We start from the raw sequence: 13,712 nt of genomic DNA on the forward strand, positions 1-13,712 counted from the left end.
TCGCATTCCGGAAATCCGAGCAATAGCCCCCTGTATTAATTAGGCTTTACTAAGTGTTAGTCAAATATCGTGTCATTATAACTCCCGATCTATACCCAATACTTCCGCTTATGCGCTGTGACGTTCAGACGAAATCACGCCTGTGGCGTTTCATTACCAAAAAAGCTCTTCGTTATGCATCTGCAGAATTCGACCTCGTTCGCGAACCTTCCGCTGGACTTGAGGCGCAAGGCAAGCATTGCTGTCGTCATCGGGAGCGCCGCGCTGCCCTCTCGGATCATCCGCCCGCCTGCTCGCGGGCTTGCGGCAGTACAGAGATCGGATCGGCCGGTTTTCTAAAAAGCGGAGAAGACGATGAACAAGACAATTCAGCCCATGGACTTCAACAGGGCGAAGTACAGCAAATTTGCGGACGACCCTAAGCGCGGTCATGAGGGCCCAATGGCTGACGCGGAAACAGCAGTGGCTGAGGAAGTTAGCTCGCCTACGGAACCAGCCACAAAGGCCGCAAGGGTCACGAAAGCTTCTAACGTGATCGAGGCCCTCCGCAGTGAAGACGGCGTTTCGCTTGAATCCATCATGGCCATTACCGGGTGGCAGGCACATTCGGTACGCGGCTTCCTCTCCGGTACGGTCAGGAAGAAGCTTGGTTTTGACGTCACACGGGGTTCACGAGCCGACGGGGTAACATATTATCGGATCATCGAGGGAGTGAGCTCTGAGATTACAACCACAGTCTCAGCCGCCGATCAGTCAGCTTCCAATCCCGCCATACCATCCGCTGAACCACGGAGGTCGGAAAGACCCCGCGTAAGGTGTGCGGTCCTCTCCCAGATTTCGGTATCAGCACCGGGGGCCTAACGATGACAATGAAGGCCAGAACAACAACCATACAGAAGGTCGCCGCTCTTGGCGATCTTTCCTATGCGGAACTAACAGCGATGTGGATGAAATCTCACGGTTTCGCGCCACCAAAGGGCGCGAAGCGGCGGTTATTAGAACGCTCGATATCCTTCGACCTGCAGGTCAAGGCCTATGGCTCGTTATCAAGGGCCGCTCGTAAAGAGCTGAAGTCGGCGATGCGAACGTATGCTGCGACGCGCCAGCTTTCCGAGGATCGCGTAGGAATGCTTCCTACAAATAGAGGGCTCAATGAGTCGAAGGACATGGTGTCGGAAAGCGAGACCAACCTAACCTCAGGATCGCATGTCCAACCAGCACCTCAAAAGCCGCCGCTTCCGAAAAAAGCACGACAAGCGGCAATGCTTTCCCCTGGGATGCGGCTTGTGCGGGATTGGAATGGTCGGCGGCACTGTGTCGATGTCGGCGATAAAGGCTTCATCTTCGATGGCAAGACCTATAGGTCGCTTTCCGCCATCGCGCGCAAAATCACCGGCGCACATTGGTCCGGCCCGCGGTTCTTTGGCTTATGAGCACGATCCCGAAACTTCGCTGCGCCGTCTATACCCGCAAATCCACTGAGGAGGGTCTCGACCAGGTTTTCAACTCCCTGGACGCCCAGTGGGAAGCATGCAGCGCCTTCATCGCGTCGCAGAGCGGTCTCGGCTGGACGCTCGTCCCTGAACATTACGACGACGGAGGGATCTCGGGCGGCACGATGGAGCGCCCTGCCCTGCAGCGCCTTCTCCAGGATATTGAGGATCGTAAGATTGATGTGGTGGTGGTCTATAAGATCGACCGCCTCACTCGGTCGCTGACGGACTTTTCTCGTATCGTCGAAATCTTCGACAAGCAATCAGTCTCCTTTGTCTCCGTCACCCAACAGTTCAACACCACGACGTCGATGGGAAGGCTGACCCTCAATGTGCTTCTCTCCTTTGCTCAGTTCGAGCGCGAGGTGACCGCCGAGCGAATTCGTGACAAAATCGCTGCCTCAAAGAAGAAAGGCATGTGGATGGGCGGTGTCGTGCCGCTTGGGTATCAGGTGCAGGGGCGCAAGCTGATCATCGACGAAGAGGAAGCTGAGACTGTCCGCTATCTGTTCGAACGATACCTGCACCTGCGGTCCATCAGGGGGCTTGTTGACGAATGCGGGAGGGTCAAACCATTTCGATCCGAACGACGCGGAACGTTGGCCAGCCCCTTCGGCCGCGGGAACCTCAGCCACCTCCTGACCAACCCAATTTACATCGGCAAGATCCGTCACAAGACCAACACTTACGACGGCGAGCATGTGCCCATTATCGATCCAGATCTCTTCGCGCAGGTTCAACAGTGTCTGGCGGACCAAAGATCGAAGCGATTTTCATCCACCAATCAGCATTATCCGCATTTGCTCACGGGCATCGTTTTTGATGATATCGGCGACAAACTTATCACATTTTATGCGTCGCCAAGGGGGAAGCGCTACCGCTACTACGGCTCTTCGCGACTGAAGCGGCCCAAGGAGAAAGACGATAGCGCGTGGCGCATTCCCGCGCCTGAACTGGACCGCATCGCCATCTCGCAGTTCAAACACCTCCTCACCGATAAAGCACGACTAACACGGTGGCTGGAGGCTGACGGGAATGAACAGCAGATCGGCAAGGGTATCGCCATGGCGGAAAAGATGCTGGATGACGACAAGCCGAGCGGCACCGAAAACCAATTACGAGACACCCTCCGCAAGGTGTTCAAAAGAATCGACCTCGGCAGCAATGCGATCACCTTCACTTGGGATCGTAGAGCGCTGATCGATGCTCTAATGGGACGAGTTAAAGAGAAAGGCCAGGATTCGAGCGAAGACGCCGACTGCCTCGAAACGCTAGTACTTCCCATCGCGATGAAGCGACGCGGTGTTGAGTTCCGCATGGTCGTCACCAACGGTGACGCTCCTAGTCGGAGGCCAGATCCATCGCTGGTGCAATTGATCGCGAAAGCCCATTGTTATCTGGCCAGCCTCACCGACGGCTCAGGGCGAAGCCTCACGGACGTGGCGCGTCGCTACCAGACCGAGCTCTCGGAGGTCAGCCGAATCCTGCCGCTCGCTTTCCTCGCCCCATCAATTACCGAGGGTATACTCACCGGTCGCCAGCCAGCATCGCTAACAACCCAACGGCTGCTCCGCATGTCCGATCTACCGCTGATGTGGGACGAGCAGATCGACCGCGTCGCTTGACATGCACGGACCCCTGTCTTGGAGACATCCAAGTCGGCCACGCACTCAAAGGAGGCGTCTCCCTGGGGTAAGATTGGTGCTACATGGAGTGATGCGTGCCCAGTAGCGTTGGCCCCACGCGGTCTTACGAGCTTCCAGCGTAGCAATGTCCCGGATCAGCCCCAAATTGCGCAGAAAATCCCTCGCGAACCCGACCTCTTGCTATCGGCAACTCGTTCAATGGACGAGCTTAAACGCTTCCTCATTTCCGATGTCTTCAACCCCAAACGCATGCGCGCGGGAGGAAGAACAGGTTTTAACTATCGCGCATAGCATCGCTGAGCACGGGTTCACCAATCCCTCTTGGCCCATAGCACGCCTGCTGCAAAAGGCGGCAAGTACGCGCTGGTACTCTCGGTATGATCACGCGAAGGGCCACACCAACCTGAAGCCGCTCCCGTTGCAGATTTGCAAAGGGCCGTCGTAGGAAGCCTTTGTTTTGGCAGCGATGGGCCGAGCTGGGATGTACTTTTTGACTCAAATCAAGGTCAACCAAGGTAGATCGTGGAACAATGCGATGGCCGGGGGGACACATGAACGATCTATTAGACGCTGAACTGCTCGCGCTGAAAATGCTGGCGGGCCATGTCCCGATGCAGGCGAGCACGATGATATCGATTTGCCTAGAAGAGCTTGGTCAGCGTGGGCTCTGTTCGCGCAATCACCCGCCAACCCTCACCCAAGGCGGTCTTGCCGTTCTTGAGGAAGTGACCGGAGCGATTTACCTTTGTGCCCGGCGCACTGTCCGTTAACCCTTTCTCATAACCTTCAGAGCTTTTTTTTCTGGAGCTCATCCCGCAGCTCAAACGCATTCAAGAACGCATGCGGGGTCACTTAGTACGATTCATCGTGCCGACCGCGCACGCTTGGGAAACGCAAATTTCCAAAGCCTCGTGTGAAAATTCCGAAAAATCCGCGTTGGATTACACTCGCCCAAAAACGACTTGGATACGCGAAATCCCAAACTGAGACGGCTGTGTTAAAACACCGAAGAAGCCTCAATTATTGAAAAAATGACCAAGTCATTGAAGGAATGACTCACTAACATACGGAAATGTCGGCGCTATTTCGATACGACGGAAAATCTGCGAAAACCGCTGGACTGACTGGTGGGCCCGGAGGGACTCGAACCCCCAACCAAGCGGTTATGAGCCGCCGGCTCTAACCATTGAGCTACAGGCCCGCCGATCCGGCAGCGGTGAGGCGCAATGGTTCGCCGTCACCCGGAGGTTGGCTCTAACGCAATTCCCGAGAAGCTACAAGCCGTTGCCGTAATAGGTTCACAATCAACCGGCAGGTAGGCTCGTCTGGCGCGAACGGGCCGGGGCGATTCCCGTTTCCGGCTCGTCGCGTGGCAGATGGAACATGACGGGCAGGTCCGGGAACAGCGTCCCGCCGCCCGGACAATCGGAGAGAACATCCATGCGCCCAGCGCTTTCGTCGTCACGTCTCGTCCTTGCAGCCGCCATTGCCGGCGCGGTTGCGGTCTCTTCAGCGGCCCCGGGTTTCGCCCAGGATATTCGTCCCCGGGAACCGGTCATCAATGTTCTCGGCGAAGGCGAAGCCGCCGTGGCGCCGGATATGGCGGTACTGACGCTCTCGGTTGTCCGCAACGGCCAAACGGCGCAAGCGGCCCTTTCGGCCAGCAGCGCGGCCATGAAAGATGTGCTTGACGCCCTCAAGGGCGACGGCATCGCCGATCGCGATATCCAGACCAGCAATTTCTCGATCTATCCTCAATACCGCAATACCGAGCCCAAGAAGGGCGTGATAGAGCCGCCGCAGGTGGTCGGCTACGAGGTTTCCAACACGCTCACCCTCAAGGTCCGCGATCTCCAGAAGCTCGGCGGCCTGATCGACCGGTCGGTGAAGCTCGGCGTCAACCAGGGCGGCCAGATCACCTTCACCAACGACAAGCCGGATGAGGCGGTGACCGAAGCGCGCAAGAAGGCGGTTGCCGAAGCGCTCGCCAAGGCGAAAACGCTGACGGAAGCCGCCGGCGTCAAGCTCGGGCGGATCCTCGAAATCAGCGAGAATTCCATGCGCGCGGCGCCGCAACCGATGATGCGCATGGCGATGGCCAAGGATATGGCGGCCGAAGCGGTTCCGGTCGCCAGCGGCGAAAACACCTATACGGTGACCGTCAACGTCACCTTCGCTCTCGAGCAATAACGGACGTTCCTTGAGGAGCCAGGCGCCTCTCGCACTAGGTCCCTGCCCGGCTTAAGACAAAACGCCCCCGCCAGGTCGTCAGACATGGCGGGGGCGCTTTTCTTCCGTCAGCGGGCGATGGAGACGGAAGGGGTCCTTCGGATAAAATCTAGCGGCGGATGACCGGGCAGCCGCGCTCGTTGGCAAACAGGATACGGTCCGGGCCGCGGCGGCCGAAACCGGCAACCACCACGACGCGACGGCCAGCCTCCACGACGCGGGCGCGGCGCAGACCCATGCGGCTTGCCTTTTCCTCGGCAAACCACGGAGAGCAGCCGCCGGGGCCACGATCCGGGCGCCAGTCGCGGTCGCCGCCGCGGTCGGGACGCCAATCGCGGTCACGGTCGCGATACTGAACCTGGATGGCGAAGTCCGGGCCGGCCGCAGCAGCCGTCGGGGCTGCGGCGGAAAGGCCGGTGAGCGCAATAAGAGCGGCCACGCCGGCTTTGACGATCATGCTGGTCATAGGGAAGTTTCTCCGAAATCCGGGGCCAGGCTCTGCGGCCCCAAGGTTGTTCCTCTCGCCTTCCAGAGCGATTGGCGCGACCCTAGCCCAGGGCATCTGAACAAGATCCTAACTTATCATTCAGCCGCTATTCATCGGCCGCTCACGGCAAAAATCACGGCGAAAGATGCAGCACGACCTGGCGGACATGCGGGCGGTCGCGATGCTCGAAGAGATAGATGCCCTGCCAGGTCCCGAGCATCAGCCGGCCCTCCCTGACGGGAATGCCGATGGAGACGGCAGTCAGCGCCGCCTTGATATGCGCCGGCATGTCGTCCGGGCCTTCGGCCGTGTGAGTGATCCAGCGCATCTCGGGATCGGTCGTGGGTGGCACCAGGCGGGAGAAAAAGGTCTTGAGGTCGTGGCGCACATCCGGATCGGCGTTTTCCTGGATGACCAGCGAGCAGGACGTATGGCGCACGAAAACAGTGAGCAATCCTTCGCCCGCTTGCCCGCGGCGCAAAAAATCCTGCGCCGCGTCGGTAAATTCGTAGAGGCCCTGGCCGCTTGTGGAGATCGAGAGCACGGTCTGGAGCATGGGAAACCTCGTTGATCGATAGGAGCGTCGGCAGGGAGCGGCACTCTTATCACCGGACAGGCTACAATGTCAGGAAGCTCTGGAAGCCGCCATAGATCATTCGCTTGCCATCAAAGACCTGTTTCCATTCGTCGTTCGCAAACCGCGGATCGACCATCACCTTGGCATTGATCTCATCGCGGCGAGCACGGCTTTCATAGGTGATCCAGGAGAAGATGACGATCTCATCCTCCTTGGCCTGAACCGCCCGCGGAAACGAGGTCAGTTCTCCGTAGGGCACGTCGTCGGCCGTGCATTCCACATAGGTCAGCGCGCCGTGTTCCATCCACACGGTGCCGGCAAGACGCGCCATGTCCTTGTAGCGTTCCAGATTGGCCTTCGGCACGGCCAAGAGAAATCCGTCGACATAGGGCATGATTTTCCTCCTTGGTTGTTTCAACACCCCAAGGACGTGGGAGCGGAAGGCCAGCCGACAAGGGCGACGGATTTTTCTTCAGCCCCAAGGGTCTTCCCTCGCGCGCACTCCTGAAACGGCCGCATCCACGGGAGCCCCACGATCAGCGTGCCGCGACACCGCCGGTCGGCACGCTGTCGCAACCGATGCGTCACAACGGGGCGGCTTCGGGCGCTGTAAGCTCCTCGATCGAATCGACCCGGTCCGGATAGAAGGCGACATGTTCCGCAATCGCGGAAACCGCGTCATAGGGGTGCTCATAGGTCCACACAGCGTTGGCCGAGCGTGCACCGCCGGCCGGAATGCTGAAATAGGAGGCCTCGCCCTTGTAAGGGCAGTAGCTCTGGTGGGCGGTCCGCTCGAGGAGCGTCATATCCACGTCCTTGCGCGGAATATAATGGACCGGCGGATAGGAGGCTTCGCGCAAGGTCAGCGAATGGACGCTGTCGGCGATTACCTTGTCGCCGAGCTTCACCACAATCCGCGCCGGATTGTGGCCGACGGTGATCGGGTGATCCGGTCCTGGAATTTTGCGTGTCCTGACATTCATGGCTCGTCCTTTCCGGTTCGAAGCATAACCCGGATATAGGGTATCCCGGACCGCCACCAAGCGGGCGGCGCGGAATGCTCCGGCCGGTGCGACGAACAATTGGCCGCGAAAGATCGGCCGGGCCAGCGGCGTCAGAACGTGGTGATCACGCTGATGCCGGGCGTTTCCGACTTGTCCATCGTCATCAATCCGGGCACCGCCTCCTCCAGGCTGATGCGCCTGGAAATGAGCTGCTGCGGCTTCATCTTGCCGGCCGTCAGCATGGCGAGCATCGCATCGTAGCGCCAGGCCTGCATGCCGTGGCTGCCGTAGATTTCGAGCTCGTGGCCGATCACCTGCGCCATCGGGATCGAGGGCGTGGCATGCTCGCCGAGCATCAGCCCGACCTGGACATGCCGGCCGCGACGGCGGAGATTCTTGATCGAGTTGAAACAGGTGACCGGATGGCCGAGCGCATCGATCGACACATGTGCGCCGCCCTTGGTGATCTCGCGAACCGCCTCGACGACATCAGGCACGGCGCTCGCGTTGATCGTCGCGACCGCGCCGCATTGGCGGGCAAGCGCCAGCTTGTCCTCGGAAAGATCGATGCCGATCGCATTGGCGCCGAGCGCTGTCGCAATCATGATGGCGGAGAGCCCTACCCCGCCGCAGCCATGCACCGCCACCCAGTCACCAGGCCCGGTGCGGGCCTGGTCGGCAACCGCGCGGAAGGAGGTCGCGAACCGGCAGCCGAGGCTCGCCGCCGTCGCATCGTCGATTTCTTCGGGCAGGTGCACGAGGTTTGTGTCGGCATAGTCGATCGCCACATATTCGGCGAACGAACCCCAATGGGTGAAACCCGGCTGGAACTGGTTGGGGCAGACTTGGCTGTTGCCGGAATGGCATTCGGAACAATGGCCGCAGCCGGAGACAAAAGGCACCGTTACCCGGTCGCCGATCTTGAAGCGCATGACGCCCTTGCCGGTCGCCACCACCTTGCCGGCCAGCTCATGGCCCGGCACATGCGGCAGGCGGATATCGGGGTCATGCCCCATCCATCCATGCCAGTCGCTGCGGCAGAGCCCCGTCGCCCCGACCTTGACCACCACGCCGCCAAAAGTCGGCTCCGGGTCGGGAAGATTGCGGATTTCAGGTGCCTTTTCAAAGGCATCGTAGAACATGGCTTTCATCGCAGGCCCCCGTCGGAAAGTGGGTGAAACATAGTCGCAGCAATCTGCCGGTCAACCAAGGGTGATCCCCTACCTAAGTCATATTCGCAGATCGGCCGATCACAAATCCGGAAAACCGCGCTTGCGCCACTCGCTTCGCGGCACCGGAGCGTCGACTTCATATGCGAAGGAGACGATCTTGGTGGCGTTCTCGTTGACCTCGCAGCGAAACCTGAAATCGTACCATTGCGCATTGGCCCGAAACGAGCCGCGCTTGATCTCAAGAACTCTGCCACTCGGCAGTTCATAAGCCGGTACTATTTCCAGTCTGTAGGATTGCGGCGAATGCCGCAACTGCTGGCCCAGTTCCGTTGCGCAGAGCTGGCCCGCGCGAACGCCCCGTGGAATGCTGCCCATCGCCGTCGTGGCAATCGGATCGTCCGTCTCGCTCTGCGAAAACAGCGTCTTTGCCTCCGTGAGTTCGACCGGCTTGCCGGGGATCGGCGCCTTGGAAGGATCGCTCTTGGGCGACGCGGCCGGCGGCGCCGTGACGATCTCGGTTTTGGTCGCGTCCAACGACGCTCCCGCAACCGGGCCGTTCTTCCGTTCATTGGCTGCGGCAATGCCGACCTCCGGCAGGTGAATATCGTCGGGAACCGGATTGGCTGGCGGCGCCTCCACAGTGACAGGTGCCTCTTTCGCCTGCTTTACCGACTCGGCAACTTCCGCATCTGCCTTGCTCTCCGCGGGCGGGCTTGTGGTTTCCTTAGACGCATTGCCGTTCTGGGATTTCTTCGGCCCGCCATCCTTCTCGCCGAATTCGAACACAGGGCGAAGGACAGGCAGGGATTGCCCTGTGGCCTGGTCGGTGGATTTAGGCGGCTCGGCAGGCTTTTCCGCACGTGGCGGTGGCGGCGGCGGCTCTGACTTTTTGGCCTCTTGCTTGGGTGGTTCGGGCGGCGGTGGTGGCGGCTGTTGCTTCTTGGCTTCCTCCTGCTTCGGCGGCTCAGGCGGTGGCGGGGGCGGCTCCGCCTTCTTGGCCTCTTCCTGTTTTACAGGTTCCGGAGGTTTCTTCTCTTCCGGTTTCTTTTGCTCGGCCTTCTTTTCCGCAGGCTTCTGCTTTTCCGGCTCTTCCGGCTGCGGTACGATCTCGACCTGAACGCTCTCCTCCTTCTCCGGCTCCGGCTGATCGACCGGCAGGTGGACGAAGAAAGCAGCCACCAACACGACATGCAGGAGAATAGAGGCAGGAATGCCCCATCCCATGTCGCCGCGCGGCTTTACAGATGAATCCGTCATGGCAGCGGATGTAAGATGGAAAGCCGGCCGGATCGAGTCCCCGAGCGATCAAAACAGCGCAAAATCCAGCTTTCCGGCGCAAGTTGCGCCACCGCCCCTTTCCCTGGGATCGGAAGGTGACCCATCTATTGCAAACAAACCGACCATACGGTATGTTTAATTCATGTCAAACGCTCACAGACGCGAAAAACAGCCCGAACAGGTGCGGCGATCCCTTCTGGATCATGCGGCGCGGTGTGCCGTGGACGAAGGTCTCGGCAGCCTCACCCTGCAGGCGGTGGCCGATGCCGCCTCGATCACCAAGGGTGGTCTGCTGCATCACTTCCCGAGCAAACAGGCCCTGGTCGAGGCGGTCTTCGAGGACCTGCTCGGCAAGCTCGACGTGGAAATAGACCGGCTGATGAGGGCGGACGACATCGAACAGGGCCGGTTCACGCGGGCCTATGTCGATGCCTTTTTCCAGGTGACCCGCGACGGAGCGAAAAGCCCCTGGGCGGCGCTGTCGATTTCCTGCATGACCGATGCGCGGCTGAGGCAGCTCTGGTCGGAATGGATGCGTGACCGGCTCGAACGTCATGCTGAAACTGACAGTCATCCGACTTTCAGGCTCGCCCGCTACGCAGCCGACGGCATCTGGCTCGCAAACCTTATGGAGGCGGACGGTCTGCCGGCAAACGAACTCGCCGAACTTCGCGACCGCCTCCAAAACCTCACGATACGAGAGTAACGACAATGAACCCCGCCCTCCTCACCTACGGCTCTCTCGCCGGCGCAATCGTGCTGGAAGTCATCGGCACGACTTTCCTGCAGCAGAGCCAGCAGTTCACCCGGGCGCTTCCGACCATCCTGATGGGGCTGTGCTACGCGACCGCCTTCTACCTCCTGTCGATCGCCCTGCGCACCTTGCCGGTCGGCATCGCCTACGCGATCTGGAGCGGCCTCGGCGTCGTGCTGATCTCGGCCGTTGGCCTTGTGCTGTTCCGCCAGACGCTCGACACCGCCGCCATCATCGGCCTCGGCCTGATTATCTCGGGCGTGGTGGTGGTCAACGTGTTTTCGAGCTCGGTCGGGCATTGAAAAATGAGGGCCGACTTTCGGCAACCGCCTGATATTGCCACGTACTCCGCTTTTCGTTATGGAAGCGGTCGCTGGATCTGAACTCAGCCGTAAGCGTCTAACGTGAGGCAACGCATCCCAACCCCGGATCGTCGGTACTGACGGTTTTGATCGGATGCGTATGCTCGATATCGATCGACGATCCCCTTCAGGAAAGTCTTCTCCATGAAGCTTACGCGCCTTCCCGCACGTTATGCGGCCCTTCTCATGCCGTTCGTTCTGTCCATCCTGATGACGTTTGTCGTATCAGGCGTGGCGACGCTCAAGAACCTCGGCTTTTCTCCTGAATTCCTGCCGAGCTGGATGTCGGCCTGGCTGGTCTCCTGGCTCATCGCATTCCCGACCTTGCTCGGAGCTCTGCCGGTGACCAGGCGGATCGTCCAGTTCATCGTCCGGCCAGCCTGATCACCAAAAACAGAAACCCGGCCTGCTTTCGCGGGCCGGGTTTTTCATGTTCGATATCTAAAACCGCTCAGCTGTCCAGGAAGCTGCGCAGCTTGCGGCTGCGGCTCGGGTGCTTGAGCTTGCGTAGCGCCTTCGCTTCGATCTGGCGGATACGTTCGCGGGTGACCGAGAACTGCTGGCCGACTTCTTCGAGCGTGTGGTCGGTGTTCATGCCGATGCCGAAGCGCATGCGCAGCACGCGTTCTTCACGCGGCGTCAGCGAGGCGAGAACGCGGGTCGTCGTTTCGCGCAGGTTCGCCTGGATGGCCGCATCGATCGGCAGAAGCGCGTTCTTGTCCTCGATGAAATCGCCGAGATGCGAATCTTCTTCGTCGCCCACCGGGGTCTCGAGCGAGATCGGCTCCTTGGCGATCTTCAGGACCTTGCGGACCTTCTCGAGCGGCATTGCGAGCTTTTCGGCCAGTTCTTCCGGGGTCGGCTCGCGGCCGATCTCGTGCAGCATCTGGCGCGACGTGCGGACGATCTTGTTGATCGTCTCGATCATGTGCACCGGAATGCGGATCGTGCGGGCCTGGTCGGCGATCGAACGGGTGATCGCCTGCCGGATCCACCAGGTGGCATAGGTCGAGAACTTGTAGCCGCGGCGGTATTCGAACTTGTCGACCGCCTTCATCAGGCCGATATTGCCTTCCTGAATGAGGTCAAGGAACTGCAGGCCGCGGTTCGTGTACTTCTTGGCGATCGAGATGACGAGGCGAAGGTTCGCTTCAACCATTTCCTTCTTGGCGATGCGCGCTTCGCGCTCGCCCTTCTGGACCATCGATACGATCCGGCGGAACTCGGCGATCGAAATGCCGGTCTCGGTCGCAAGGTTCTGGATCTCCTGGCGGATGTCGCGGATCGTCGTGTTCTCGGCGCGCGCGAATTCCTTCCAGCCGCGGGCGGCCAGATTGGCGATCGACTTCATCCAGTTCGGATCGAGCTCCGCACCCTGGTACTGTTCGAGGAACGAGTCGCGCTTGACGCCGTAGGATTCGGCGAGACGCAACAGACGACCCTCGTTCTGCATCAGGCGCTTGGAGATGTCGTAGAGCTGCTCGACCAGCGAATCGACGCGGTTCTGGTTGAGCGACAGCGACTTCACCGCCGTGATCAGCTCGTCCTTGAGCTCCTTATAGCGGCGTTCCTGGGCGGACGACAGCGTACCGGTTGCCGCGAGACGCTGCTCGACCTGCTGGTCCTGCAGCTTGCGCAGCTTCTTGTAGGTGTCGGCGATCGTGTCGAGCGTCTCCATGACCTGCGGACGCAGCTCGGCTTCCATCGCGGCGAGAGACAGGCTCGACTCGTCGTCGTCCTCCTCCTCTTCCTCGAGGTTCATGCCTTCGCCGCCGACGGCGGTGATATCGTCGTCATTGGCAGCGGAGAAACGCGCCTTGCGGGTCTTTTCCTTTTCCTCGGCAGCCTTGCGGTCGGCCTCGATCTTTTCCGGGCTCTGGAACTGCGGCGCAGCCTTGGCTTCGGGACCGGAATAGGTGGTTTCGAGGTCGATGATCTCGCGAAGCAGGGTCGTGCCTTCGTTGAGTTCGTCGCGCCAGATGATCAGCGCCTGGAACGTCAACGGGCTCTCACAGAGGCCCGCGATCATCGTTTCGCGGCCGGCCTCGATGCGCTTGGCGATGGCGATTTCGCCTTCGCGCGACAGAAGCTCGACGGACCCCATTTCGCGCAGATACATGCGCACCGGGTCGTCGGTACGGTCGGTCGGTTCTTTCTTCTTCGCGGTCGCGAGTGCGGTGCTGGAGGTGGTGGCGATTTCGCCGCCTTCGCTCTCGCCCTCATCGCCGTCGCCATCACTGTCGTCGTCGCCTGCGGCGGCTTCTTCTGCCTCTTCGTCTTCGACGACGTTGATGCCCATGTCCGACAGCATAGCCATCGTGTCCTCGATCTGCTCGGAGGTGACTTCCTCCGACGGCAGGACCGAATTCAACTCGTCCATGGTCACATAGCCGCGCTTCTTGGCGGCTTTGATCATCTTCTTGACGGCATCATCAGAAAGGTCGAGAAGCGGACCGTCGTGCGAGCCTTCGCGTTCGTTCTCAGCTTCTTCGTTTTCTTTGACTTTTGTTGCCATGTATTTAGTCGCTTTCCCTGAACGCTACTTTCGCCGCGCTTCGTGGCCACCGGCTGAAGACGGGTTTGGCCGCCTTAGCCGCGAATCATTGTCCAACACGTAACGGAATGACCTTTAATTCCCGATTACCATTCGGCGGTCGTTTTTGACTTGGGGACCGTCCTATCAGAGGATCACCGGTCATGTTCGGTGCTA

The 13,712-nt window shown here is 60.0% G+C and carries 16 protein-coding genes and 1 tRNA gene; 8 read left to right on the forward strand and 9 right to left on the reverse strand.

Annotated features, from left to right (window positions below; all coding sequences use genetic code 11):
- Positions 1-354 precede the first annotated feature (354 nt).
- The 4 genes from J2X76_RS08140 to J2X76_RS08155 all read left to right on the forward strand — a co-directional run bounded on the left by J2X76_RS08140 (position 355) and on the right by J2X76_RS08155 (position 3,909).
- On the forward strand, positions 355-861 hold the full coding sequence (locus tag J2X76_RS08140; RefSeq protein ID WP_310214845.1) for a DUF3489 domain-containing protein: 507 nt from the start codon (positions 355-357) through the stop codon (positions 859-861).
- A 2-nt stretch (positions 862-863) separates the two neighbouring features.
- The gene (locus J2X76_RS08145; RefSeq protein ID WP_310214848.1) at positions 864-1,433 is read left to right on the forward strand and encodes a DUF2924 domain-containing protein; all 570 of its coding nucleotides are present in this window, start codon (positions 864-866) and stop codon (positions 1,431-1,433) included.
- Positions 1,430-3,118: a recombinase family protein gene (locus J2X76_RS08150; protein WP_310214850.1), complete on the forward strand. Its 1,689-nt coding sequence runs from the start codon at positions 1,430-1,432 to the stop codon at positions 3,116-3,118. The genes J2X76_RS08145 and J2X76_RS08150 overlap by 4 nt, the downstream gene beginning before the upstream one ends.
- A 572-nt stretch (positions 3,119-3,690) precedes the next feature.
- The gene (locus J2X76_RS08155; RefSeq protein WP_310214853.1) at positions 3,691-3,909 is read left to right on the forward strand and encodes a hypothetical protein; all 219 of its coding nucleotides are present in this window, start codon (positions 3,691-3,693) and stop codon (positions 3,907-3,909) included.
- 355 nt (positions 3,910-4,264) lie between these two features.
- Here J2X76_RS08155 and J2X76_RS08160 read toward each other — a convergent pair.
- Together J2X76_RS08160 and J2X76_RS08165 are read right to left on the reverse strand one after the other, a co-directional pair.
- Positions 4,265-4,340: transfer RNA gene (locus J2X76_RS08160), tRNA-Ile, on the reverse strand.
- A 103-nt stretch (positions 4,341-4,443) separates the two neighbouring features.
- Positions 4,444-4,581 carry a hypothetical protein gene (locus J2X76_RS08165; RefSeq protein WP_310214856.1) on the reverse strand — a complete coding sequence of 46 codons (138 nt, stop codon included), beginning with the start codon at positions 4,579-4,581 and terminating at the stop codon, positions 4,444-4,446.
- Between J2X76_RS08165 and J2X76_RS08170 the strand changes: the two genes are divergently transcribed.
- Entirely contained in the window at positions 4,580-5,329 is a 750-nt protein-coding gene (locus J2X76_RS08170; RefSeq protein WP_310214858.1) for an SIMPL domain-containing protein, read from the forward strand. The genes J2X76_RS08165 and J2X76_RS08170 overlap by 2 nt on opposite strands.
- A gap of 148 nt (positions 5,330-5,477) precedes the next feature.
- Here the strand turns inward: J2X76_RS08170 and J2X76_RS08175 are convergent, their stop codons facing one another.
- The 6 genes from J2X76_RS08175 to J2X76_RS08200 all read right to left on the reverse strand — a co-directional run bounded on the left by J2X76_RS08175 (position 5,478) and on the right by J2X76_RS08200 (position 9,865).
- Positions 5,478-5,834: a hypothetical protein gene (locus J2X76_RS08175; RefSeq protein WP_113128490.1), complete on the reverse strand. Its 357-nt coding sequence runs from the start codon at positions 5,832-5,834 to the stop codon at positions 5,478-5,480.
- Between the two features lie 154 nt (positions 5,835-5,988).
- Positions 5,989-6,411, reverse strand: coding sequence for a secondary thiamine-phosphate synthase enzyme YjbQ (locus tag J2X76_RS08180; protein ID WP_310214861.1), 423 nt, complete (start codon positions 6,409-6,411; stop codon positions 5,989-5,991).
- A gap of 61 nt (positions 6,412-6,472) precedes the next feature.
- Entirely contained in the window at positions 6,473-6,826 is a 354-nt protein-coding gene (locus J2X76_RS08185) for a DUF1428 family protein (protein WP_113128488.1), read from the reverse strand.
- 190 nt (positions 6,827-7,016) lie between these two features.
- Entirely contained in the window at positions 7,017-7,415 is a 399-nt protein-coding gene (locus J2X76_RS08190; RefSeq protein ID WP_310214864.1) for a DUF427 domain-containing protein, read from the reverse strand.
- 131 nt (positions 7,416-7,546) lie between these two features.
- Positions 7,547-8,587 carry a zinc-dependent alcohol dehydrogenase family protein gene (locus J2X76_RS08195; RefSeq protein WP_024164100.1) on the reverse strand — a complete coding sequence of 347 codons (1,041 nt, stop codon included), beginning with the start codon at positions 8,585-8,587 and terminating at the stop codon, positions 7,547-7,549.
- A gap of 99 nt (positions 8,588-8,686) precedes the next feature.
- Complete coding sequence (locus tag J2X76_RS08200) at positions 8,687-9,865, reverse strand: DUF930 domain-containing protein (protein WP_310214867.1); 1,179 nt, start codon at positions 9,863-9,865, stop codon at positions 8,687-8,689.
- Between the two features lie 241 nt (positions 9,866-10,106).
- Here J2X76_RS08200 and J2X76_RS08205 point away from each other — a divergent pair, with 241 nt between their 5' ends.
- The 3 genes from J2X76_RS08205 to J2X76_RS08215 all read left to right on the forward strand — a co-directional run bounded on the left by J2X76_RS08205 (position 10,107) and on the right by J2X76_RS08215 (position 11,386).
- Complete coding sequence (locus tag J2X76_RS08205; protein WP_405030004.1) at positions 10,107-10,592, forward strand: TetR/AcrR family transcriptional regulator; 486 nt, start codon at positions 10,107-10,109, stop codon at positions 10,590-10,592.
- Between the two features lie 5 nt (positions 10,593-10,597).
- The gene (locus J2X76_RS08210) at positions 10,598-10,942 is read left to right on the forward strand and encodes a multidrug efflux SMR transporter (RefSeq protein WP_113128484.1); all 345 of its coding nucleotides are present in this window, start codon (positions 10,598-10,600) and stop codon (positions 10,940-10,942) included.
- A gap of 204 nt (positions 10,943-11,146) precedes the next feature.
- Positions 11,147-11,386 carry a DUF2798 domain-containing protein gene (locus J2X76_RS08215; protein WP_310214871.1) on the forward strand — a complete coding sequence of 80 codons (240 nt, stop codon included), beginning with the start codon at positions 11,147-11,149 and terminating at the stop codon, positions 11,384-11,386.
- 67 nt (positions 11,387-11,453) lie between these two features.
- On the opposite strand, the gene rpoD is transcribed toward J2X76_RS08215, so the two are convergent.
- Positions 11,454-13,517 carry an RNA polymerase sigma factor RpoD gene (rpoD, locus tag J2X76_RS08220; protein ID WP_310214873.1) on the reverse strand — a complete coding sequence of 688 codons (2,064 nt, stop codon included), beginning with the start codon at positions 13,515-13,517 and terminating at the stop codon, positions 11,454-11,456.
- Positions 13,518-13,712: the final 195 nt, after the last annotated feature.

The organism is Neorhizobium sp. 2083 (assembly GCF_031455615.1).
In the GTDB taxonomy this organism is placed as follows: Bacteria; Pseudomonadota; Alphaproteobacteria; order Rhizobiales; family Rhizobiaceae; genus Neorhizobium.

Bases quoted from the DNA above. Each gene is read 5' to 3' on its own strand.
- J2X76_RS08210 (WP_113128484.1), top strand. From the start codon at position 10,598: ATGAACCCCGCCCTCCTCACCTACGGCTCTCTCGCCGGCGCAATCGTG.
- rpoD (WP_310214873.1), bottom strand. From the start codon at position 13,517: ATGGCAACAAAAGTCAAAGAAAACGAAGAAGCTGAGAACGAACGCGAA.
- J2X76_RS08145 (WP_310214848.1), top strand. From the start codon at position 864: ATGACAATGAAGGCCAGAACAACAACCATACAGAAGGTCGCCGCTCTT.
- J2X76_RS08195 (WP_024164100.1), bottom strand. From the start codon at position 8,587: ATGAAAGCCATGTTCTACGATGCCTTTGAAAAGGCACCTGAAATCCGC.
- J2X76_RS08190 (WP_310214864.1), bottom strand. From the start codon at position 7,415: ATGAATGTCAGGACACGCAAAATTCCAGGACCGGATCACCCGATCACC.
- J2X76_RS08140 (WP_310214845.1), top strand. From the start codon at position 355: ATGAACAAGACAATTCAGCCCATGGACTTCAACAGGGCGAAGTACAGC.
- J2X76_RS08215 (WP_310214871.1), top strand. From the start codon at position 11,147: ATGAAGCTTACGCGCCTTCCCGCACGTTATGCGGCCCTTCTCATGCCG.
- J2X76_RS08155 (WP_310214853.1), top strand. From the start codon at position 3,691: ATGAACGATCTATTAGACGCTGAACTGCTCGCGCTGAAAATGCTGGCG.
- J2X76_RS08180 (WP_310214861.1), bottom strand. From the start codon at position 6,411: ATGCTCCAGACCGTGCTCTCGATCTCCACAAGCGGCCAGGGCCTCTAC.
- J2X76_RS08175 (WP_113128490.1), bottom strand. From the start codon at position 5,834: ATGACCAGCATGATCGTCAAAGCCGGCGTGGCCGCTCTTATTGCGCTC.
- J2X76_RS08200 (WP_310214867.1), bottom strand. From the start codon at position 9,865: ATGACGGATTCATCTGTAAAGCCGCGCGGCGACATGGGATGGGGCATT.
- J2X76_RS08170 (WP_310214858.1), top strand. From the start codon at position 4,580: ATGCGCCCAGCGCTTTCGTCGTCACGTCTCGTCCTTGCAGCCGCCATT.
- J2X76_RS08165 (WP_310214856.1), bottom strand. From the start codon at position 4,581: ATGGATGTTCTCTCCGATTGTCCGGGCGGCGGGACGCTGTTCCCGGAC.
- J2X76_RS08185 (WP_113128488.1), bottom strand. From the start codon at position 6,826: ATGCCCTATGTCGACGGATTTCTCTTGGCCGTGCCGAAGGCCAATCTG.
- J2X76_RS08150 (WP_310214850.1), top strand. From the start codon at position 1,430: ATGAGCACGATCCCGAAACTTCGCTGCGCCGTCTATACCCGCAAATCC.